At 64.2% G+C, this 19,056-nt stretch carries 21 protein-coding genes; 5 read left to right on the plus strand and 16 right to left on the minus strand.

What is annotated here, in order from left to right; all coding sequences use genetic code 11:
* Positions 1-7 precede the first annotated feature (7 nt).
* Both GEMMAAP_RS17550 and GEMMAAP_RS17555 read right to left on the minus strand, forming a co-directional pair.
* Positions 8-304 carry a MoaD/ThiS family protein gene (locus GEMMAAP_RS17550; protein WP_026848179.1) on the minus strand — a complete coding sequence of 99 codons (297 nt, stop codon included), beginning with the start codon at positions 302-304 and terminating at the stop codon, positions 8-10.
* A gap of 26 nt (positions 305-330) precedes the next feature.
* Positions 331-1,446 (minus strand): WD40/YVTN/BNR-like repeat-containing protein, encoded by a 1,116-nt coding sequence (locus GEMMAAP_RS17555; RefSeq protein WP_026848178.1) that lies wholly within the window; start codon positions 1,444-1,446, stop codon positions 331-333.
* 131 nt (positions 1,447-1,577) lie between these two features.
* Here GEMMAAP_RS17555 and moeB point away from each other — a divergent pair, with 131 nt between their 5' ends.
* The gene (moeB, locus tag GEMMAAP_RS17560) at positions 1,578-2,729 is read left to right on the plus strand and encodes a molybdopterin-synthase adenylyltransferase MoeB (RefSeq protein ID WP_026848177.1); all 1,152 of its coding nucleotides are present in this window, start codon (positions 1,578-1,580) and stop codon (positions 2,727-2,729) included.
* Positions 2,730-2,744: 15 nt separating this feature from the next.
* Here the strand turns inward: moeB and GEMMAAP_RS17565 are convergent, their stop codons facing one another.
* The 3 genes from GEMMAAP_RS17565 to GEMMAAP_RS17575 all read right to left on the minus strand — a co-directional run bounded on the left by GEMMAAP_RS17565 (position 2,745) and on the right by GEMMAAP_RS17575 (position 4,782).
* Positions 2,745-2,996 carry a putative signal transducing protein gene (locus GEMMAAP_RS17565; protein ID WP_026848176.1) on the minus strand — a complete coding sequence of 84 codons (252 nt, stop codon included), beginning with the start codon at positions 2,994-2,996 and terminating at the stop codon, positions 2,745-2,747.
* Positions 2,997-3,065: 69 nt separating this feature from the next.
* Complete coding sequence (locus GEMMAAP_RS17570) at positions 3,066-4,349, minus strand: RuBisCO large subunit C-terminal-like domain-containing protein (protein WP_026848175.1); 1,284 nt, start codon at positions 4,347-4,349, stop codon at positions 3,066-3,068.
* Positions 4,350-4,353: 4 nt separating this feature from the next.
* Positions 4,354-4,782 (minus strand): secondary thiamine-phosphate synthase enzyme YjbQ, encoded by a 429-nt coding sequence (locus GEMMAAP_RS17575; RefSeq protein WP_026848174.1) that lies wholly within the window; start codon positions 4,780-4,782, stop codon positions 4,354-4,356.
* 78 nt (positions 4,783-4,860) lie between these two features.
* On the opposite strand from GEMMAAP_RS17575, the gene GEMMAAP_RS17580 reads away from it, so the two are divergent.
* Entirely contained in the window at positions 4,861-5,322 is a 462-nt protein-coding gene (locus GEMMAAP_RS17580) for a DUF1569 domain-containing protein (protein WP_043579326.1), read from the plus strand.
* A 6-nt stretch (positions 5,323-5,328) separates the two neighbouring features.
* Here GEMMAAP_RS17580 and GEMMAAP_RS17585 read toward each other — a convergent pair whose 3' ends face one another.
* Positions 5,329-6,171 carry an NAD(P)H-binding protein gene (locus GEMMAAP_RS17585; RefSeq protein ID WP_026848172.1) on the minus strand — a complete coding sequence of 281 codons (843 nt, stop codon included), beginning with the start codon at positions 6,169-6,171 and terminating at the stop codon, positions 5,329-5,331.
* 129 nt (positions 6,172-6,300) lie between these two features.
* Between GEMMAAP_RS17585 and GEMMAAP_RS17590 the strand changes: the two genes are divergently transcribed.
* The gene (locus tag GEMMAAP_RS17590; RefSeq protein WP_026848171.1) at positions 6,301-7,257 is read left to right on the plus strand and encodes an AraC family transcriptional regulator; all 957 of its coding nucleotides are present in this window, start codon (positions 6,301-6,303) and stop codon (positions 7,255-7,257) included.
* A 17-nt stretch (positions 7,258-7,274) separates the two neighbouring features.
* Here the strand turns inward: GEMMAAP_RS17590 and GEMMAAP_RS17595 are convergent, their stop codons facing one another.
* The 4 genes from GEMMAAP_RS17595 to GEMMAAP_RS17610 form a co-directional block, all read right to left on the minus strand.
* Complete coding sequence (locus tag GEMMAAP_RS17595; protein ID WP_026848170.1) at positions 7,275-7,946, minus strand: spermidine synthase; 672 nt, start codon at positions 7,944-7,946, stop codon at positions 7,275-7,277.
* Positions 7,947-8,269: 323 nt separating this feature from the next.
* Positions 8,270-9,031: a DUF4159 domain-containing protein gene (locus GEMMAAP_RS17600; RefSeq protein WP_075071562.1), complete on the minus strand. Its 762-nt coding sequence runs from the start codon at positions 9,029-9,031 to the stop codon at positions 8,270-8,272.
* Positions 9,015-9,761, minus strand: a complete 747-nt coding sequence (locus tag GEMMAAP_RS17605) for an AAA family ATPase (protein ID WP_082821451.1) — start codon at positions 9,759-9,761, stop codon at positions 9,015-9,017. Before GEMMAAP_RS17605 ends, GEMMAAP_RS17600 begins: the two co-directional genes overlap by 17 nt.
* A 30-nt stretch (positions 9,762-9,791) precedes the next feature.
* A complete protein-coding gene (locus tag GEMMAAP_RS17610; protein ID WP_026848167.1) occupies positions 9,792-10,091 on the minus strand; it encodes a Dabb family protein in 300 nt (99 codons plus the stop codon).
* Positions 10,092-10,256: 165 nt separating this feature from the next.
* On the opposite strand from GEMMAAP_RS17610, the gene msrA reads away from it, so the two are divergent.
* Complete coding sequence (gene msrA / locus GEMMAAP_RS17615; RefSeq protein ID WP_043579324.1) at positions 10,257-10,895, plus strand: peptide-methionine (S)-S-oxide reductase MsrA; 639 nt, start codon at positions 10,257-10,259, stop codon at positions 10,893-10,895.
* A gap of 28 nt (positions 10,896-10,923) precedes the next feature.
* On the opposite strand, the gene GEMMAAP_RS17620 is transcribed toward msrA, so the two are convergent.
* Entirely contained in the window at positions 10,924-12,204 is a 1,281-nt protein-coding gene (locus tag GEMMAAP_RS17620; protein ID WP_026848166.1) for a hypothetical protein, read from the minus strand.
* Positions 12,205-12,525: 321 nt separating this feature from the next.
* Positions 12,526-13,413: a LysR family transcriptional regulator gene (locus GEMMAAP_RS17625; protein WP_026848165.1), complete on the minus strand. Its 888-nt coding sequence runs from the start codon at positions 13,411-13,413 to the stop codon at positions 12,526-12,528.
* A gap of 157 nt (positions 13,414-13,570) precedes the next feature.
* Between GEMMAAP_RS17625 and katG the strand changes: the two genes are divergently transcribed.
* Positions 13,571-15,811 carry a catalase/peroxidase HPI gene (gene katG / locus GEMMAAP_RS17630; protein ID WP_026848164.1) on the plus strand — a complete coding sequence of 747 codons (2,241 nt, stop codon included), beginning with the start codon at positions 13,571-13,573 and terminating at the stop codon, positions 15,809-15,811.
* A gap of 84 nt (positions 15,812-15,895) precedes the next feature.
* Here the strand turns inward: katG and GEMMAAP_RS17635 are convergent, their stop codons facing one another.
* The 4 genes from GEMMAAP_RS17635 to GEMMAAP_RS20855 all read right to left on the minus strand — a co-directional run bounded on the left by GEMMAAP_RS17635 (position 15,896) and on the right by GEMMAAP_RS20855 (position 18,742).
* The gene (locus GEMMAAP_RS17635; RefSeq protein WP_043579322.1) at positions 15,896-16,348 is read right to left on the minus strand and encodes an acyl-CoA thioesterase; all 453 of its coding nucleotides are present in this window, start codon (positions 16,346-16,348) and stop codon (positions 15,896-15,898) included.
* Positions 16,349-16,394: 46 nt separating this feature from the next.
* Positions 16,395-17,240, minus strand: coding sequence for a creatininase family protein (locus GEMMAAP_RS17640; RefSeq protein WP_053333549.1), 846 nt, complete (start codon positions 17,238-17,240; stop codon positions 16,395-16,397).
* Positions 17,240-18,070, minus strand: coding sequence for a creatininase family protein (locus GEMMAAP_RS17645; RefSeq protein WP_053333548.1), 831 nt, complete (start codon positions 18,068-18,070; stop codon positions 17,240-17,242). The genes GEMMAAP_RS17640 and GEMMAAP_RS17645 overlap by 1 nt, the downstream gene beginning before the upstream one ends.
* 210 nt (positions 18,071-18,280) lie before the next feature.
* Positions 18,281-18,742 carry an alpha/beta hydrolase family protein gene (locus tag GEMMAAP_RS20855; protein WP_202969164.1) on the minus strand — a complete coding sequence of 154 codons (462 nt, stop codon included), beginning with the start codon at positions 18,740-18,742 and terminating at the stop codon, positions 18,281-18,283.
* Between the last annotated feature and the right edge of the window lie 314 nt (positions 18,743-19,056).

A 19,056-nucleotide genomic window follows, 5' to 3' on the forward strand; every position in this document is an offset into this window, starting at 1 on the left:
CGCGCGGTTATCCGCCGGCCATGGCTCCGACAATGAGCAAGGGCTCACGCCCCGTCTGCACCGCCTCCGGCAGCAGGTCATCCGGTGAGGCGAGCGACAGGTCCTGCTCACAGGCGTAAAAACGCACGAATGCGCGTCGCCTGTGCGTACCATGATCACGAATGGTCCCGCGCAACACGGGATAGGCGGCCTCCAGCGCATCCAGCACGGCGCGCAGCGACAGTGGCCCTGTCACCGACAGGGCCAGTTCACCGGTGTGCGACAGCAGCGCGCGCAGTGGCGAAGGAAGCACCACGCGCACCACACGCGCGGCCACGGTGGCTTGCTGGGTCACGGCAGCGTCTGCACTTCCACCGACAACACCGGTGGCAGGTCATGCACAATCGCCTGCCAATGATCACCGCCATCGGGAGACACATACACCTGTCCACCGGACGTCCCGAAGTAAATCCCGCAATCGTCCAGCGTGTCCACGGCCATGGCATCACGCAGCACGTTCACGTAGCAGTTGGCCTCAGGCAACCCGTTCCCCAAGGCCTCCCATTCGTGTCCGCCGGTGCGACTGCGGTAGACACGCAGCTTCCCGTCGGGTGGGAAGTGGTGCGTGTCACTGGTGATGGGCACCACGTACACCGTATCCGGTTCGTGCGCGTGCACATCAATGGGAAAACCGAAATCCGTGGGCAGATTGCCACTCACCTCATACCAGCTGTCGCCACCGTTGTCACTGCGCATCACGTCCCAGTGCTTCTGCATGTACAGCCGTTGCGGGTTGGCGCTGTGCATGGCCAGACGATGCACGCAGTGCCCCACCTCGGCATCGCCGTCGGGAATTTCGCCGGAACGCAGCCCCTTGTTGATAGGCATCCACGTGGCGCCGCCATCGGTGGTACGAAATGCCCCGGCGGCAGAGATGGCGATGTACATCCGCTGCGCATCGGTGGGATCCTGCACGATGGTGTGCAGGCACATGCCCCCGGCACCCGGCTGCCATTGCGACCCCGACCCGTGCTCGCGCAGCCCCGAGAGCTCCTGCCAGCTGGCGCCACCGTCGGTAGACTTGAACAGCGCCGCGTCTTCCACGCCGGCAAACACGGTATCGGCTTCCGTCAAAGATGGCTCGAAGTGCCAGACCCGTTTGAATTCCCACGGATGCGGCGTGCCGTCATACCACATGTGCGTGCCGGGAATACCATCGTAGGCGAAGCGATTGTCCATGGCCTGCCAGCTGCGGCCGCCGTCGTCGCTGCGTTGCACCAGCTGGCCAAACCATCCGCTCGACTGTGACGCATAAAGCCGGTCAGGATTGAGTGGCGATCCCTTGAGATGGTACATCTCCCAGCCAGGAAAATGCGGCCCGTCCACGGTCCACTTCGTGCGCGTCCCATCAGCCGACAGGATGAACGCACCTTTGCGCGTACCGACCAGCACTCGAACCCGGCTCATCACATGCTCCTGGTCACAGGGAGAATCAAGCGGTTGTAAACATACGTGGAGATTCCAGCGGTCTGCACGTACCTTGGACCACAGATCCCACGCAAACTCATCGTGGGACCAACCGCCGCCGCGATGTACCCATGCCCACAGCCACGTCCCAGTCCCTGCCCCCGCTCACGGCAGAGGAATCCAACCGCTACCGCCGGCATCTCATCCTCCCGGGCGTGGGACCCGAGGGGCAGGCGCGCCTCAAGGCGTCCCGCGTGCTCATTGTCGGGGCCGGTGGACTGGGGTCGCCGGTCGCGCTCTATCTGGCTGCCGCCGGCGTGGGGACCATCGGGCTGGTGGACAACGACCGGGTGGACGCCACCAACCTGCAGCGTCAGTTGCTGCACGGCACCAGCGACGTGGGGCGCAGCAAACTGGAGTCGGCACGCGATCGGCTGCACGACGTCAACCCGCATGTGCATGTGGTGTTGCACGCCTCGTGGCTCACGTCGTCCAATGCGCTCGACATCATGCGTGGCTACGATGTGGTCGTGGACGGCACCGACAATTTTGCCACCCGCTATCTCGTGAATGATGCCTGCGTACTGTTGGGAATTCCCAACGTGCACGGGTCGGTCTTTCGCTTTGATGGGCAGGCGTCGGTGTTCGGTCTCCCCGATGGCCCCTGCTACCGCTGCCTCTATCCCGAGCCGCCGCCGCCGGAGATGGTCCCCAACTGCGCCGAAGGCGGCGTGCTGGGTGTGCTGCCAGGTATGGTCGGCACCATTCAGGCCACGGAAACCATCAAGCTGCTGCTCGCACTCGGCGACTCACTCTCCGGCCGCCTGCTCATGATCGATGCGCTGAGCATGGCGTTTCGAACCGTCCGACTGGCACGTGACCCCGAGTGCCCCGCGTGTGGCACGCGCACCATTACGCAGCTGATTGACTACGACCAGTTCTGCGGCACGCCGGGACTGCATGCCGACGCCCACGCCATCGTGGAGGAAGTCACCGCCGCCACGCTGCGCGACTGGCTGGCCAGCGGGACCCCCCTGCAGCTCATTGATGTGCGCGAGCCCAACGAGACGGCCACCGGCACGATTGCCGGCGCCCGCTGCATTCCGCTTGGCACCCTGTCCGAGCAGCTGCCAACGCTGGCCACCGACGTCGTCACGGTATTGGTGTGCAAAAGTGGCGTGCGCAGCGCGCGCGCGGCCCGGCAACTCATCGCCGCCGGCTTCGCGCAGACGCGCTCACTCGCAGGAGGCATGATGCACTGGGACACGCCTTACCCGCGTTGAGATCTCAGATCTCCCTCACTCCGGGAGTACGTCGTCCGGGAGTTCTCTGGGTTCCGCCAGAATCGCCTGGGCCTCGGCCAGTCTCTTGGCCGGCACCAGGATCGTGACGCCGCGGGACGTAGCCCCCTGAAATCCGGGTCCGAAAATCCCCACGGTATCATTGCCATCACGCTCGGCCGGAATGTCGTGGGCCTCCAGCAGGGCAATGGTGATATCGGCTTCAAAGCCCGACGCCAACGTTACGAGTGATGTCCAATCAGCGTGCATACATCTCCTGCCGGGAGTCAATGAAGTAGTGATCTTCACACCGGTGTTGCGGCGGGATCGCGAGAAGTGCTAGCGCAACGCGGCCCGTAGTTCAGCATACTGCTGCGCGTATTCGCGCACCGGGATGCCCTGCGCGATGGCGTCCCACGCCTGGCGCAGACTCGCCGCACCGCCACGTGGGCCCATGGGATGGCCGAAGACCCCTCGCCCCGGCACGAAGCCGAAGTCCACCGATCCTATGCGGCGGTACACCCCCTCCAGCGTGGCGGCCGAGTCACTGCCTCCCGGCACCGGCAGACTCGGCTTGAGATGTCCCATGGGCTCTAGACAGGCCTGCACATTCTCCATCACCTCGTGTTCCGGCGTCATCATGCGATCGCCGAACCCCGGCATGATGATGACATCGGCACCGGCGAGACGCTGTAGACGGGTGATCACGCGCGAGTGGACGCCGTGCAGCGGCAGCCGACTGAACGACGCAATGAACGGGAAGTGGGTGACCAGAGGCACGCGAGCGTGACGACGGAGTGCCCGCACTCCGCTCAGCCCCACCGGCATGGTGTTCACCATGACCATGGTGGCTCCTGCGGCGACGGCCGTGTCGTGGAGCGCGTGCAGCGCGTCCACTTCGTCCGTGATGTTGGCGAGGTAGCCTTTGGGCACACCAGTGGCAACTTCGGCCCGACGACGTGCATCCCCCAACAACGCGGCCCGTGTCGCGAGCGGCGAGTAGGGCGCATCCGCCAGCATCTCATCGTCCTTGGCCACATCCAGCCCACCCATCCACCCTTCGAAGCCCAACTGCGCAAACGGCTCGGGGGGCAGGCCGATGTTGGGCTTGATCACGCCGAAGAAGAGCGGGCGCCCGTAGACCTGCAGCTGGTCACGCACCCCCTGCACGCCAAACTGCGGCCCTTCGAACGCCGCAAGGTAGGAGGCCGGAAAACGAATGTCTTCCAGTCGGATGAGCGGGATGCCGGGGGCAAAGAACACACCTTCGCCGAGCACTGCGGAAATCAGATTGGGGAGACGCGGGCCGAAATTGCCGTGCGGGTGCGCAATGACCGCGCGGCAGGCGTGGACGGCGCCCGCTGGCGCGGCTGGCACCGGTACGGAGAACCCTGCGGGGCGCGGTGACGACACAAGCGACAGCACCCGGGCGGCAAACTGCGGGCGGAAATCCTCCGCGACCCCGATACGCTGCCATTGTGCCGTGGACTGCTCACTGGCCAGATGGGCGGCCGCGGCGCGCGGATCACCGGCGCACTCGAAGGTGAATTCCAGTTCGATGTACTGGTCTGTGATCAGCGCATCGCGGGACGCAAAGAAGGCGTCGATGTCCTGGGGGGTCACTGCTTCACTCGGTGCGCAGCAGATGCAGATGCACCTCGCGCGCAGTGCGCGGGCCATCGAGCTCCACCAGAAAGAGCGATTGCCATCCGCCCAGCTCAAGCTCGCCATCTGTCACCGGAATGGTTTCGGTGGCGTTGAGAAAGAGCCCGAGCAAATGCGCGTGCGCATTCAGTCGATCGTCCACCGGTGCCCGGTTATGACCGTAGGCAGCGGTCGCCGGCGCCAGCTGTTCCAGCCAGCGGATCATGTCCTGCTGCAACTCCCCTTCCCGCTCATTGAGCGTAATGCGTGCCGTGGTATGCGGCGACATCACGGTCAGGAGGCCATGTTGGACGCCACTCTGACGTACCCATTCTCGCACCGACTCGGTGATATCGAGCAGGTCAATGGGCCGCGTCGTGGTGAGGGCCAGACGGTGGCGAAGCGGAGGCATGGGAGACGGGCTCAGTCAGACGGACAGGTCGCGACGATTGCGGTGAAATATACCGCGGCGTGCCATATACTTGAGACCATGCCTGTCTATCCTAATCTCTTCGAGGCGGCCGAGGTGGATGCCGCCGTGCAACGTCTTGCTGCCCTCACCCCCAAAACGGTGCCCGCGTGGGGGAGCATGAGCGTCGCCACCATGCTCGCTCACGTGAACGTCGCCTACGAGATGGTATACGACGACAAGCACCCCCGCCCCAATGCGCTCATGCGCTTCGTGCTCAAGCGCATTGTGAAACAGAAAGTGGTGGGTCCGGATCCCTATCCGCACAACACGCCCACCGCTCCGGTGTTTCGCATCAAGGACACGCGCGATTTTCACACGGAGCGGGAACGTCTGGTGGCCTATCTGCGCCGCGTGCAACACGACGGGCAGCGTGCCTTTGAAGGCCGGGAGTCACTCTCCTTCGGGCCGCTCACCGCCGCAGAATGGAACGGGCTCTTTTCCAAACACCTTGATCACCATCTGCGGCAGTTTGGGGTCTAGCGCGGCTCAGACCGCGGTGAGCGCGTACGCGTCCCGATAGTCGCGCACGTACGCCTCAAACGTGCGCGGCGCCTTGCCGGTGATGTGTGCCACCGCATCGGTAATGCGTGCGGCGTATCCCAGCTTGAAGTACTCGAGAATCACGAGCAGGTTTTCGGCGTATGCCGGTGGAAGGCCTGCGGCGAGCAGTCCGCCGCGCATCGCGTCCGGCGAGATATCCTCGTAACGAATGTCGCGCCCCAACTCACGCGTCAGAAGCGCGGCGACTTCGTCGTGATCGAGCGCTTCACCGCCGGTCAGATCAAAGGCCTGACCATCAAGGTCTGATCGCTGCAGCAATGAGGCGGCCACGGCCGCGATGTCACGGGCATCAATGAAGCTGCCCTTGGCCGTACCCGTGGGCAGTTGCACCGCGTTGGCGTGGGCAATGCCCTGCAGCCAGAACGTGTGGAAATTCTGCATGAACCAGTTGGGCCGAATGACGTTCCAGGCTAGCCCCGACGCCTCCAGATGGAGTTCGGCTTTGCGCAGCGGCGCGCTGGGATCGGCATCGACGCCCATGGCCGTCATGAGCACGATCTTGCGGACACCACGCGCCTTGGCTTCTTCAATCACACGGCCCAGCAGCTCATCCTGATTGACGTAGCCTGGCGGTGACAACAGGAACGCCCCATCGGCGCCCGTGAGGGCTTCGGCCAGCCCATCACCGCTCACCAGATCCACATGGACCTGTCCGGCTCCGGCCGTCCTGCTCGTGGCGCGGCGAACCGTGTGACTGGCCTGCTCCAACAGGGTGCTCAGGGTGCTTCCAACGTTGCCGTTTGCGGCAAGAACCAGAAATGTCGACATGGGTATGCTCTCGGGTGTCCGGAATGGAACGACAGGTGACACCCAGATAATGGGGCCAGAGCTCAGGACGCCAAATGGCAAATCGTCGCATTTATTTGTCTAATCGTCCTGTTATTGGTACGTTTGTGCATGGATTTGCTCACCGACTTGTTCAAAGATGCGGGGCTGCGCCGCCGCCTGCTGGATGTGCGGCAGCTCCGTACCGACCGGGCCCTGCGCTTTCCCTGCGACCGCAGCGTGGGTTTCCACGTGGTGCTCGAAGGCACGGCCTATGTCCATGCGCCGGCGCTCGCCGAGCCGCTGGCCCTGCAGGCCGGGGACATTGCCGTGATGGGACGCGGCTGTGAGCACATGCTCTCCGCGCAGCCCCAGATACGTGATGTGCCGGTGCAGACCATCGCACTCGCCGCCAACGAAGAGAGCGACGCCCCCGGTGAGGTGTCCGTGGTGAGCGGCGCCTACCAGCTATGGAACACCCCGGTGCATCCGTTCTTCACGGAGCTGCCCCCCTGGTTTGTGGTGCGTGCCGAACGCACGGCCCGCCTGGAGCCGCTTGGCCTCACGGTCTCCATGCTGGCCAGCGAGGCCCGCAGCGACGCGCTGGGACGCGAAACGGTGGTGCACGGATTGCTGGACATCCTGTTCACGTATCTCATGCGGGAGTACGTGGCACGCCGAGGCAACGAGGTTGCCGGGTGGAGTCACGCCGTGCGAGATCCACAGGTCCGTCAGGCAGTTGCCCAGCTGCACGAAGACTGCGCCCTGCCGTGGACGCTGGATACGCTGGCCCGTGCGGTCGGCTCATCGCGCAGTGTGTTGGCGGAACGGTTTCGCGAGGCCATGGGCGAAACGCCGCTCGCGTATCTTCGCACGTTGCGACTGCAGCGCGCCATGCGCCTGTTGTCCGAAAGCGATCGCACCTTGGAGCAGGTGGCGCTGGCGGTGGGGTACCACGACGCGTTCGGGTTTTCGAAAGCGTTCAAGCGCGCGGTTGGCGTGTCGCCCGGCGAGTATCGCAAGCGTGATGCCGCCGAGCGCGATGTGCCCTGGCGATTCCGCGCCGACGAAGCCGTGGGCGCGGGGTAAGGCGTCCGGTTTCCCGCTCAGTCTTTCATGTGAGCGACATACAACGTGTGCCACGGCCCTGACGTGGCGTGGGCGCGAACGCTGATGGACTGCACCGTGAGCCCAACCCGCTGGAGCGCCCCCACAAAGGCCGGGTCCGCACTCACAGACCAATAGGCAATCACCCCGCCGGGGCGCAGTGCCGTGATCGTGGCGGCCAAACCCTTCGTGGCGTAGAGCCGCGAGTTCTCCTTCATGATCATGCCGTCGGGACCGTTGTCCGTATCGAGCATGATGGCGTCAAAGCGCCCCGGATTATCCTTGAGCACCTTCACCACATCCTGATGCACAATGCGCACACGCGGATCGGCCATGGCCTCCGCCGAAAGCGCATACGCCGGATTGGCGTTCCACTCAATGACCTCTGCCACCAACTCGGCCACCCACACTTCGGCGTCAGCGCCCACATGACGCAACGCTTCACGCAGGGTAAACCCGAGCCCCAGGCCGCCAATGAGCACGCGCACCTTGGGCTTGGCCGCCAACGGCGCACACGCCACCTCGGCCAGCTTGTCTTCCGACAGATGGCGACGAGTGGACATCAGCTCCACCCCATCCGCGCGAATGAGGTACGCTCCATCGTGGCGATACAGCTGCAACACCGACCCGTTCGGGGTGCGGGCCTCGCCCAACTTCTCCAGTGGCTTCATCGCCAGAAGTTAGTACAGAGAGTTGAGAAAGGGGATCTGAGACGATGCGATGGATATCGAGGGTGAGAGTGTCGAGACAACCACGACGATGAGAGGCGCGGGTGCTGGCGTCCGCACAGATGTGCCCCACACGGACATTGGGTAACTGCGGGGACGACCGCTGTTCCAGCGGCGTCCGTGGGGGGCACGGCAGTGCGGACGAAGTGCTCGGACCTCTCAATTCGCTGTCATCGGACGTCCGACATCGATATCCATCGCACTTTGATCATCCCAACGCTCGCACCTCTGCATCCCGCCTCGCCCGTCCCAGACGGGCGATCTCATTAATGGGTCAGCCCGTAGACCACGTAGTTCGTCGCAAACTTGTACGCATCGTTGGAGAGGTTCACGGGGTACCATCCTTCGCCCGACCACTCCATGTAGTCACCAATGTCATTGTTGAAGTTGATCACCACCTGCAGCCGCTTCGCCGGATCATTGTCTTCGTGAATACCCAGATACACCGCCTTGGCGGCCGGCGTGGCCGGGTGTGTCATGCCATCCAGCGTGCGGATACTGAAGAACGAATGGAATACCGGGTGCGACACCTTCAGCGGCTCAATGCGCGCCTCCGGCAACACTTTGCGCATGCCCGCCTCAAACACGGCCCACTGTCGCTCGAAGTAAAAGTCGTCCACAATGAGAAACCCGCCCTTGAGAATCCAGTTGCGCAGCGCCAGCGCCTCTTCGTCGGTAGGGTACCAGTACCCGGGCTCCGTGAGATACGCCACCGGGTAGTGTGCCAGCTGTGGATCATTCAACACGTGCACATTGCTCCCCTTCCGATGCACGCGCATCACCGACAGATCGCCCAGAATGGCCATGAAGTTGCGCTCCATAGCCGGATAGTCGGCACTCCACGCCATGCGATACCCTTGGGTATAGCGCAGGCGGACGAAGGTAAACCGCCCGTCGTACGGCACGTTGGGTTCGACAAAAGCTCGACGCTGCGACCAGGCCAATGGGGCCACGCCGAGGACGATCAGGCATCCCAGCAACAACGACCGACGGAGCCTTCGCCGGGCCGGACTAGGATTCGTCGTCATCGGCGTCCTCCAGCAGATGCCGGTAGTAGCGCTCCGGCGCTTCCAGAAAGGAGCGGGTCAACTGATAGTGTTCGGTTTCCGTATACTCCACCTGCCGAAGCGTCCCACCCTCCAGACTGAGGATCGTCGCTCCCGGGAGCGTGAGCAGCATGGGAGAGTGCGTCGCGATAATGAACTGGGCAATGCGCGGTGCGGTCAGACTGTGCAGAATGCGGAGAAAGGCGAGCTGGCGCTGCGGCGACAGTGCGGCTTCGGGTTCGTCGAGAATGTAGAGCCCGTCTTCAAAGCGGTGCTCGAAAAGCGCCAGAAACGCTTCGCCGTGCGAACGGGTATGCAGCGACTGTCCACCGTAGCGTCCAAAGGCCGTGCCCGTGGCTTCCAGTTCACTGGCGAAGTGATAAAACGTTTCGGCCCGGAGGAAGAATCCGTCGGTTGTGCGCTGTCGCCACCCCAGGGACAGGGCACGCCCCAGGGCATATCCATCGGTGTGTTCTTCAAAGTGCTGGTCCCGACTGCCTCCCAACGCTCCGAATCCCACGCTCCACGCCAAGGCTTCCAGCAGCGTGGATTTTCCGGTGCCATTGTCGCCCACCAGAAACGTGACCGGCGTGGTGAATTCGAGGGAGAACTCACCACGCAGCAGCGGAATGGTAAACGGATAGTCGTCCGTTGCCCGCTCGCGCCGCAGCGCCACGTGCGTCAGAAAGGGACTGCCGCTCACCCGTGACATGGTCGTCCTGAAACGAGACGCGCCTGGGACTTAGCCGATGGAGTCAAAAATGCGCACACTCGCCCAGAGTGGCTTGCACTCCGCCACGAACTGCTGATGCACTGGATCCACCTGATAGGCATCATGCTGCGCTTCGTCGGTAAAGACGAGCACGAGCGCGTAGCTGTAGCTGCGCTCAATGACCGGTCGATCCGTCGCGGCGGGCACACCCACATAGCACTGCTCGGCGCTTTTGATGGTCTTGAGACGCTCGAGACCAGCCACAAACTGCGCCTGCTCGGCGTCGGTCAGGTCGGGGCGCAGCCAGAAATAGACGGCGTGAACGAACATGGAGAGGGGACGAGGGGAATGGTGAGCGGCGCCACATGGCGACGCCCTTAATGCTCACCCCTGGGCTACGTACTGGCCAGTGACGGCGCTGCACGGGAACTTCGGCGCCGCGCCGCGGCTACACTTGAGTGTATCCGGTTGCCTCTGCCTCCCTTCCCGCCTCCCATGCGTCTGCTCTCTGCCTGTGCCCTGCTCTGTGCCACGTTGGTCGCCCCCGTTGGGCTGGCCGCGCAGGCCGCCAAATCACCCGCCCCTGCGCTGGAAACCGCCGTGTTCGCCGGTGGCTGCTTCTGGGGCGTCGAAGCCGTGTTTGAGCACCTCAAGGGCGTGCGCAGCGTAGTCTCGGGGTATACCGGCGGGAACGTGGTGAATCCCGGCTACGACTACGTGAGCAGCGGGCGCACCGGGCATGCCGAGGCCGTTCGGGTGACCTTCGATCCCAAGGTCGTGAGCTACGAAACACTGCTCACGGTGTTCTTCACGGTGGCGCACGACCCCACGGAGCTCAATCGGCAGGGGCCGGACATTGGGACGCAGTACCGCTCGGCCATCTACTTCAGCTCCGCCGACCAGCAGCAGAAGGCGGCGGCGGCCATTGCCCAGCTCAATGCCGCCAAGACCTACCGCAAGCCGGTGGTCACACAGGTGGCACCGCTGGAAAAATTCTACGACGCCGAGCGGTACCACCAGAACTACTTGTACTCCCACATGGACCAGCCGTACATCGTGTACAACGATCTTCCCAAGATTGACGCCTTGCGGAAGCGCTTCCCCAGCCTGTGGGAAGACACTTCCGGCAAGTGACGGCGTGAATCGTTGGGGGACCGCGCGGTCAGAAGAAGAAGAACGAGAACCGGCCGCCGCTGGCGCCGAGGCTGCTGAAGCGCTGGTTCACGATTGTGTTGTAGATCGAACCGAAGGTGTAGCGGATACCGATGTTGGTCGTGATCCGGAAGCCGGTCTGCAGCGCCTGACGCTGCAGCAGGATCTCCTCTTCGGTGTTACCCTCGCGCGGCAGATAGATCTGATCGTTGATGCGCGCGGCCGACCCGCCGATGTTGAGCGAGAAGCCGCGACCGAGGCGCAGGTCGACGTTGCCGCTCAGCGTGAGCGCATGGCGGTTGAAGTCGTGCAGGTAGTTGAGCCAGTCGAGCGACACGTTGCTGGACCCCCACGACTGCCGCGCCACATATGACGCCGTGGCCTGCTGGCTGAAGCGCGTCTCGCTGTCCCGGTTGTACACCGTGGTGCGCTGGTAGTCGTAGAAGTTGGGCCCAATGTTATACAGGAAGGTGAGCTGCCGGCGCGTCTGCTCGCTCCAGTTGAACACGTTGTACTCGATAGCAGGCTGCAGGCGCAGCGCGATATCCTGATTGAGGAAGTCGGAGTAGCCGGCGCCTACTTTCATGCCCGCCGACCAGTGCGACGACAGCGTGCGCACGATGAGCGAATTGGCGTTGTACGTGCGCTGCTCATTGGTGACCGTGAACGACGGGCGGGTCGCCGTCTCGGGAATTTCGAAGCGTTGCTCGTTCACGTTGCCGCTAAGCGAGAAGTTCATCTTCCACTTCTCGGTGGCCCGGTTCGCGGATAACGAGAGCGACCCGTTGATGGACTGCTGCTGGTCCTCGGCGCGAACGAAGGCGTTGAAGTTCGTCGTGTACGTCCAGAGGTTCCACTTGTCCTTCAGGTTGGCCGCCGAGGCCTGCTGCTGCTGCATGCCGAACGGCGCCATGTAGGCCATCTGCAGACGCGCGGCGATGGGCGACTTGGCCACGTAGCGCGCGAGTCCCAGCTTGAAGGTGCGCGCCAGTTCGCGGCGGATGCGGTCGTCGGGGTCATTGGGCAGCGTGTTGAGCACGAGGGTGTCGGCCATCCCCTCGAAGCGGCGACGCCCAATGAAGGTGATGGTGTTCTCGGTGCCGCCTCCTCCGTTGGTAAGCCCGGAAACGAGGATCTGCACGTCGGCGTCAAACCGGTCGCGCATCCAGTTCACGAAGTTGACATCGGTGACGATGAAATCCCGGTCGCAGCCGCGCACGCGTCCCTGACAATCGAGAAAGACGCGAATGGCCTGGGACTGCAGGGTGGCCGAGTCGGGCCGGGCCATCATGGGCGGGCCACCCGGGCGGCCGGTGGGGGGGCCGGACTGGGCGGCGGAAAGGGCTGGCGCGGTAAGGACCGCGAAAAGGGCACAAGAGAGGCTCAGGCGAGCCAGTCGGAAAGTCATAACACGGGGCGGGAGTTCGGAGGGCACCAACAACGTCGCCGGAGCCGCTGGGTTAGCGAACGGCGGAGCGGCCCGTTCTGTGCCCACCGGTCCGGACCGCCCCTCCCAAGCAGAACAACCCTCAACCCGAAACCAGAACCCAGGACCCGGAACTGATCAGTTTCGAGTTCCGGGTTTGCGTTGTGGGTTGTGGGTCCCCTCCCCCTACCAGCCCCGGACGACCTCGCGGACGCAGTCCACGAACGCCCGTGCCGCCGGTGTCTGAATGGCCCCCCGACGCCATACCGCCACGATTTCGCGCTGCAGCGTATGCTCGGCGAGCGGCACGTAGGCGGTCTGCGGGGTGTTGTGGCGGGCGGCTGCCATGGCGGGCACAATCGAGATACCGACCTCCGCCCCCACCAACTCCAGCACGGTGGCCAGCTGCGCACTGCGGCACACAACCGACGGATGCACCTGGCGGCTGGAACAGAACCCTGCCACCTGCTCACCCAGGCAATGGGCGGGATCGAGTGTGACCGCGGGGGCGTCGCGAAGCTGCGCCAGGGTGATGCGCCCAGCTCGCGCCGCGGGATGCGCCGCGGGCACCGCCACGACCAGCGCATCGGAGCCGAGCGGTTCCGCATCCAAATGCTCGAAGGCGTACGGCAGGGCAGCTATTACCACATCAAGAACACCATCAAGCAACTGACGCGCCAGTACGGCGCTATAATCCTCGCGGAGCTCAACTCGCAACGTGCCGTTGCGAACGCGCAGCCGTCGCAGCGCGGCGGGTAATACGTACGGCGCGACCGTCGGAATGGCGCCCACACTGAGCGTGGCTGCCTCGTCCTCCCCCTCCCGGCGCACCGCGTGCTCGGTCTCCCGCAGTTCATCCAACAGGCGTAAGGCGCGGGGGTACAGCGCTTTGCCCGCCTCGGTCATCGTCATCCCGCGACCATGCCGGGTAAAGAGCGCGGCACCGAGATGCCGCTCGAGTCGCTGGATTTGCGCCGTCAGCGACGGCTGCGACAACCCCAGGAGCCCCGCAGCCCGGCTCAGTGAGCCGGCGTCGGCAGTCTCCACGAACGCCCGCAAAAGTATCCCGTCCATAAGCTATAGCATACGTCTATATCCAGTATAGGTAAACCCCTATTGCTGGCTATGGCTTGAATCCGTATTCTTACCGAAAGAGATCACGTGCGATCGTGCTCAGGCGTGTCATGCCCCCGAGCGCTCAACTACCGCAACGACATTCGGAGAACGGACTATGGAAGGACAGGCTGGTGGGAACGGGGGCAAGTGCCCCGTGATGCATGGCGGTACCGAGCGGACGGGCTCCACCACCACGCGCATGGCGGCCGGCCGCAGCAATCGCGACTGGTGGCCCAATGCCCTCAACGTCGGCATCCTCCGCCAGCACTCGTCGCTCTCCAATCCGCTGCCGGGGTTCAAGTACAGCGAGGCGCTCAAGTCGCTCGACGTGGAGGCACTCAAGGCCGATCTGGTCGCGCTGCAGACGAACTCGCAGGACTGGTGGCCGGCCGACTACGGTCATTACGGGCCGTTTTTCGTGCGCATGGCGTGGCACAGCGCCGGCACGTATCGCACGGCCGATGGTCGTGGCGGTGCCGGCAGTGGGACGCAGCGGTTTGCACCGCTCAACAGCTGGCCCGATAACGGCAATCTCGACAAGGCGCGTCGCCTGTTGTGGCCCATCAAGCAGAAGTACGGCAACACGGTATCGTGGGCGGACCTGTTCATTCTCGCCGCCGACATCGGTATGGAAACGATGGGCTTCAAGCCCTTCGGCTTCTCCTTCGGCCGTGAAGACGTGTACGAGCCCGAGCAGGACATCTACTGGGGCAGCGAAGGGGAGTGGCTCGCGACAAGCGAGAAGGAAAACAGCCGTTACTCGGGCGATCGCGAACTGGAGAACCCGCTCGCAGCCGTACAGATGGGGCTCATCTACGTGAACCCCGAAGGCCCGGACGGCAAGCCGGACCCCATGGCGTCGGCGCGCGACATCCGCGAAACGTTTGCGCGCATGGCGATGAACGACGAAGAGACCGTTGCGCTCGTGGCCGGTGGCCACACCTTCGGCAAGATGCACGGCGCCGGCGACACGGCCCTCGTGGGTCCGGAGCCGGAAGGCGCGCCCATTGAAGCGATGGGCTTCGGCTGGGCCAACTCGTTTGGTACTGGGAAGGGCGCGCACACCACGACCTCGGGACTCGAAGGCGCGTGGACGCCCAACCCCATCAAGTGGGATAACGGCTACTTCGACACGCTGTTCGGCTTTGAGTGGGAGCTCACCAAGAGCCCGGCCGGCGCCCACATCTGGGAGCCCACGGACAAGGACGCCTCGCTGGTCGTACCCGATGCGCACGATGCCAGCAAGAAGGTGCGTCCGGCCATGAGCACCGCCGACATCGCGCTGCGGACGGACCCGAAGTATCTCGAAATCTCCAAGCGCTACCACGCCAACCCGCAGGAATTCCACGACGCTTTTGCGCGCGCGTGGTTCAAGCTCACGCACCGCGACATGGGCCCCAAGACGCGGTATGCCGGCCCCTGGATTCCGCAGGAAGAGCTGCTGTGGCAGGATCCGATTCCCGCCTGCGAGCATGCGCTCATCGATGCCGACGACATGGCCGCCCTCAAGGGCAAGATCCTCGCCTCGGGGCTCCCCATTTCGCAGCTCGTCTACACCGCGTGGGCGTCGGCCTCCACCTTCCGTGGCTCCGATCGCCGCGGTGGTGCGAACGGCGCGCGCATCAGTCTGGCGCCGGCCAAGAGCTGGGAAGTCAACCAGCCGGCCAAGCTCACGCGCGTGCTCGACATCTACCAGACCATCAAGGCCGAGTTCAACGCCATCCAGACGGGTGGCAAGCAGGTGTCGCTGGCCGATCTGATTGTGCTGGGCGGTGTGGCCGCCATTGAAGTGGCGGCGAAAAAGGCCGGCCACGACATCACGGTGCCGTTCACGCCGGGCCGCATGGACGCGACGCAGGACCAGACGGACGTGCATTCGTACGCCGTGCTGGAGCCACAGTCCGATGGTTTCCGCAATTACCAGAAGGCGTCGTATACCAAGTCAGCAGAAGAGCTGCTGGTGGACAAGGCGCAGCTGATGGGACTGACGGCGCCGGAAATGACGGTGCTGGTGGGTGGGATGCGCGCGCTGGGCGCCAACTACGGCGCGTCCAGGCACGGCGTGTTCACCGACCGTCCGGAAACGCTGACCAACGACTTCTTCGTGAACCTGCTCGACATGGGCACGAAGTGGGCACCCCTCTCGGCGGCGGGTGATGTGTTTGAAGGACGTGACCGCGTCACGGGTGACGTGAAGTGGACGGCCACGCGTGTAGATCTCATTTTCGGATCGCACTCGGAGCTGCGCGCGCTCGCCGAGGTGTACGCCCAGGACGACGCGAAGGAGAAGTTCGTGCACGACTTCGTGTCGGCGTGGACGAAGGTGATGAACGCCGATCGCTTCGATCTGGCGTAATTGCCCAGGTGGCGAGTAATGACAAACGGGGGCGCACCGGGAATTTCCGGTACGCCCCCGTTTGCGGTTCCGTGAGCCCAAAGATCAGGGCGCCGCACTCGAGCCACTCACATCACGCACCTGCCAACCCGCAAGCCGTACCCGGGCAGGCTCATCGAGCGGCATGCCGCGGCGTGTGGCCGTGCTGATGTGCACAATCACCGTCTCGGCCAACGCCACGCACCGGTCGTCCTGATACACTGCCTGCGTGAGGGTGACGGAGCTGGCGCCGACACGCGCGACGCCGGTGCCAATCGTTACGGTGCCCGGCCACTGAATTTCACCGCGGAACTCCAGCATGAGGCTGGCGATCACGAACTCGCCATCGGGGTGCGCCAGCGGGGCCTGCGGATCGTAAAGCACCTCCACCCGGCCCGTCTCCAGAAACGTGCTGAAGGTGGCGTTGTTGACATGTCCCTGACGATCGGTGTCGGCGTACCGGAGCTTATCGGTGGCGTGGCGGGGAAAGTCCGCGAGGGGACGGATGGGGAGTGGCATGAGTGATTCGTGAATGCGACGGCTGATGGCGTGCCGTGGGGCGAGCCTACGGCTTCGCGCCACCGGATGACGCGCGAAACTGTGCAAGCGCCGCATTGACTTTGAAGTCGATGGCGATCTTGCCAATCTCCGCGCTCGCCTTGGTGGGATCCCCCTGCACACCGGCGTCGGGGCTGCCGCCGTTGAGCGCCAGCTTGTCCGTGCGAATGCCCTGAGCGAACACATACAGCAGCTGTGACGTGTCGCTGGTGCCGGCGTGCGACCCAACCACCTGCTCGCTCCACCCGTAGGTCTTGTTGAGGTAGTCGCGAATGAGAGTGCGCCCCTGCTCGTAGTAGTCGGTGATGGCGTGCACCCGCACCCCGCTGCCGCCCCACTCGGTATTGAGCACCTTCGCCACGTTGACCATGCCGCGCTGATTCCCGCCGCTGTCCCCAATGAGAATGATGTCGGTAAAGCCGTGCACCTTGAGTGAACGCACCGCGGCATCGAGCACCTGTTCGTAGGCCGGCTGCAGCAGGGAGATCACGCCGGGCTTGTCACCAAAGCCGGGACGCGTGTAGTCGCCTTCGGGGACATACTGCAGCGTAGGCGCCACCAGGGCGTTGCCCAGGCGGTTGGCCAGTACGCCGGCGGCAAAGGTGACGATGTAGTTGTGCTTGCCCATCACCATGTGCGGGCCATTCTGCTCGGTGCCGCCGGTGGGGATGATGGCCACCTTCCGGCCGGCTCCAATGGCATCACGAATCTCCGTCCACGTCATGGCTTCCATGTACGGCATGGCCAGCGGATCGGGACGGTCCTGGGCGCGCAGCGGCAGCGCCACCGAAGTGGTGGCGAGAGCGACGGCCAGAGCGACCTGCCGGAGCGGTGCGTTGTGACGTGACAGCATCAGCGGCTTCCTCCGGCACGCAGGGTTTTGATCTGGTTGAGCGCGTTGTCGATCTTGATCTTGAGCAGCTCGGCACCAATCTCGGCAGACGCCTTGGTCGGATCCCCACTGACCCCGCTGTCCCGACCACCACCGTTCGGCGCGAGACGTTCCTTGCGGACCAGCTTGGGATTCACGTACAGCAGCTCGGAGGTGTCGAGCATGCCGGCATGGCTGCCAATATCAGCGGGCGTGTACCCCTTGCCCTGCAGATAGGCGCGCATGTCGTCACCCGCCTTGGTGTAATAGTCTCCAATGAAGAGGGCGCGAGCGCTCCCCTGCCACTCGGTGTTGAGTTGCGTGGCCGCTTTCTGCATCCCAGACTGATTGCCGCCAGAGTCGCCAATGTAGATGACGGTGGTGAAGCCACCGGCCTTGAGCGACCGACCGGCGTGCAGCAAGAGCTCAACGAAACGCTCCTCGGGGAGCGTGATGGTGCCCGGCTTCGTCATATGCCCGCGTGGCGGATCCCAGCTGCCCTCGGGCACATACGTGATAATGGGCGCGACCAGCGCATCGCCCAACGTGCGGGCAATGCGCGCCGTGGTGTGCTCCAGCACGTAGCGGTGCTCTCCGTCCACCATGTGTGGCCCCTTCTGCTCTTGTCCGGCCGTGCCAATGATGACCGTGCGGGTCCCCGCCTGCTGTCGATCCCGGATTTCCATCCAGGTGAGCTCGTCGATAAACACCTTTGTACTACCCGGCGGCGAGAACTGCTGTGCCAGCACGGGCGCAGGGAGACAGGCCAGCAGACTCGCCAGCGCGAATGATGCCGAACGAACAGGGAACATGGAGCGCTCAGGAAGGAGGAGCGGACGTGCGCCGTAACTGCGGGACCGGGCAAACTTCGCCCACAACCGGGAGAGAGGCAACTGCGACCTCCGGGTTGAGAGGTGGGACCTGGAGGTGAGAGCGTTGCGAGTCGAGACACTCGATATCCATCACACCGCTCGACTCGCAACGCTCTGACGTCTTGGTCCCGCCTCGGCCGTCTGATTGTCTCAGATACCGCCACGCAGGAAGGCGACTATCTCCGCGTTCATCTGTGCGTGAAAGGTGCGGCGATCGAAGCCCGGGGGGTCCTGCGAGGGAGGAAAATCCGGACGCGTCATGCTGGGCGGAAATGGTGTTTGAAACGCATGATGTCCCGCATCGTCCACCACGATGTGTTTTACCCGTTCGGGGTGCGCGACTCCGCTCAGCACCAGATCGGCGTGAAACAATGGCGTGACATGATCCTGTGCGCCGCTGTACATCAGGATGGGGACCTGCACCGGTGCCAGCGCCCCCGGCACCGTGAACCATCCGCAGGCGGGAGCCAGCAGCACCAGCCTGCTCACGCGCGTGTCTGGGGTGACCAGCACCGGCGTCACCGCATATGACGGCTGGTCGGGTGTCATGGCGTTGGGCACCCCGCCCGCCACGGCCAGTGCCGTATAGGCGCCAATGGAATGCCCAATCACGCGCACCCTGTGTGCCTTGGACGTGGTCCCGGAACACCGCATCCGCCAGCACCGCATCAATCGTGAGCGAGAGGTGCCGCGGGCGATGTGCCAGCATCGCCGCGGTGCCTGCCAGCGAGCTGTCGCTCCGACTGTTGCCCAGATGTTCAGGCATGGCCACCACACAGCCCGCGCGCGCCAGCGCGATGGCCGTATCACGATGCGTAAGCGGTGACCCGTTGTTGCCATGACTGATCACCACCAATGGCATGTCCTGCCCTGCCACTGGGGCATCGGTCGCCACCGTCATGGTGTACGGTCCAAAGGACTGGTCC

It is taken from the genome of Gemmatimonas phototrophica (genome assembly GCF_000695095.2).
GTDB lineage: Bacteria > Gemmatimonadota > Gemmatimonadetes > Gemmatimonadales > Gemmatimonadaceae > Gemmatimonas > Gemmatimonas phototrophica.

What these genes read in the sequence shown, in the direction of transcription:
- GEMMAAP_RS17555 (WP_026848178.1), bottom strand. Translation starts at nt 1,446, where the DNA reads ATGAGCCGGGTTCGAGTGCTGGTCGGTACGCGCAAAGGTGCGTTCATC.
- moeB (WP_026848177.1), top strand. Translation starts at nt 1,578, where the DNA reads ATGCCCACAGCCACGTCCCAGTCCCTGCCCCCGCTCACGGCAGAGGAA.
- GEMMAAP_RS17565 (WP_026848176.1), bottom strand. Translation starts at nt 2,996, where the DNA reads ATGCACGCTGATTGGACATCACTCGTAACGTTGGCGTCGGGCTTTGAA.
- GEMMAAP_RS17575 (WP_026848174.1), bottom strand. Translation starts at nt 4,782, where the DNA reads ATGCCTCCGCTTCGCCACCGTCTGGCCCTCACCACGACGCGGCCCATT.
- GEMMAAP_RS17580 (WP_043579326.1), top strand. Translation starts at nt 4,861, where the DNA reads ATGCCTGTCTATCCTAATCTCTTCGAGGCGGCCGAGGTGGATGCCGCC.
- GEMMAAP_RS17585 (WP_026848172.1), bottom strand. Translation starts at nt 6,171, where the DNA reads ATGTCGACATTTCTGGTTCTTGCCGCAAACGGCAACGTTGGAAGCACC.
- GEMMAAP_RS17590 (WP_026848171.1), top strand. Translation starts at nt 6,301, where the DNA reads ATGGATTTGCTCACCGACTTGTTCAAAGATGCGGGGCTGCGCCGCCGC.
- GEMMAAP_RS17595 (WP_026848170.1), bottom strand. Translation starts at nt 7,946, where the DNA reads ATGAAGCCACTGGAGAAGTTGGGCGAGGCCCGCACCCCGAACGGGTCG.
- GEMMAAP_RS17600 (WP_075071562.1), bottom strand. Translation starts at nt 9,031, where the DNA reads ATGACGACGAATCCTAGTCCGGCCCGGCGAAGGCTCCGTCGGTCGTTG.
- GEMMAAP_RS17605 (WP_082821451.1), bottom strand. Translation starts at nt 9,761, where the DNA reads ATGTCACGGGTGAGCGGCAGTCCCTTTCTGACGCACGTGGCGCTGCGG.
- GEMMAAP_RS17610 (WP_026848167.1), bottom strand. Translation starts at nt 10,091, where the DNA reads ATGTTCGTTCACGCCGTCTATTTCTGGCTGCGCCCCGACCTGACCGAC.
- msrA (WP_043579324.1), top strand. Translation starts at nt 10,257, where the DNA reads ATGCGTCTGCTCTCTGCCTGTGCCCTGCTCTGTGCCACGTTGGTCGCC.
- GEMMAAP_RS17620 (WP_026848166.1), bottom strand. Translation starts at nt 12,204, where the DNA reads ATGATGGCCCGGCCCGACTCGGCCACCCTGCAGTCCCAGGCCATTCGC.
- GEMMAAP_RS17625 (WP_026848165.1), bottom strand. Translation starts at nt 13,413, where the DNA reads ATGGACGGGATACTTTTGCGGGCGTTCGTGGAGACTGCCGACGCCGGC.
- katG (WP_026848164.1), top strand. Translation starts at nt 13,571, where the DNA reads ATGGAAGGACAGGCTGGTGGGAACGGGGGCAAGTGCCCCGTGATGCAT.
- GEMMAAP_RS17635 (WP_043579322.1), bottom strand. Translation starts at nt 16,348, where the DNA reads ATGCCACTCCCCATCCGTCCCCTCGCGGACTTTCCCCGCCACGCCACC.
- GEMMAAP_RS17640 (WP_053333549.1), bottom strand. Translation starts at nt 17,240, where the DNA reads ATGCTGTCACGTCACAACGCACCGCTCCGGCAGGTCGCTCTGGCCGTC.
- GEMMAAP_RS17645 (WP_053333548.1), bottom strand. Translation starts at nt 18,070, where the DNA reads ATGTTCCCTGTTCGTTCGGCATCATTCGCGCTGGCGAGTCTGCTGGCC.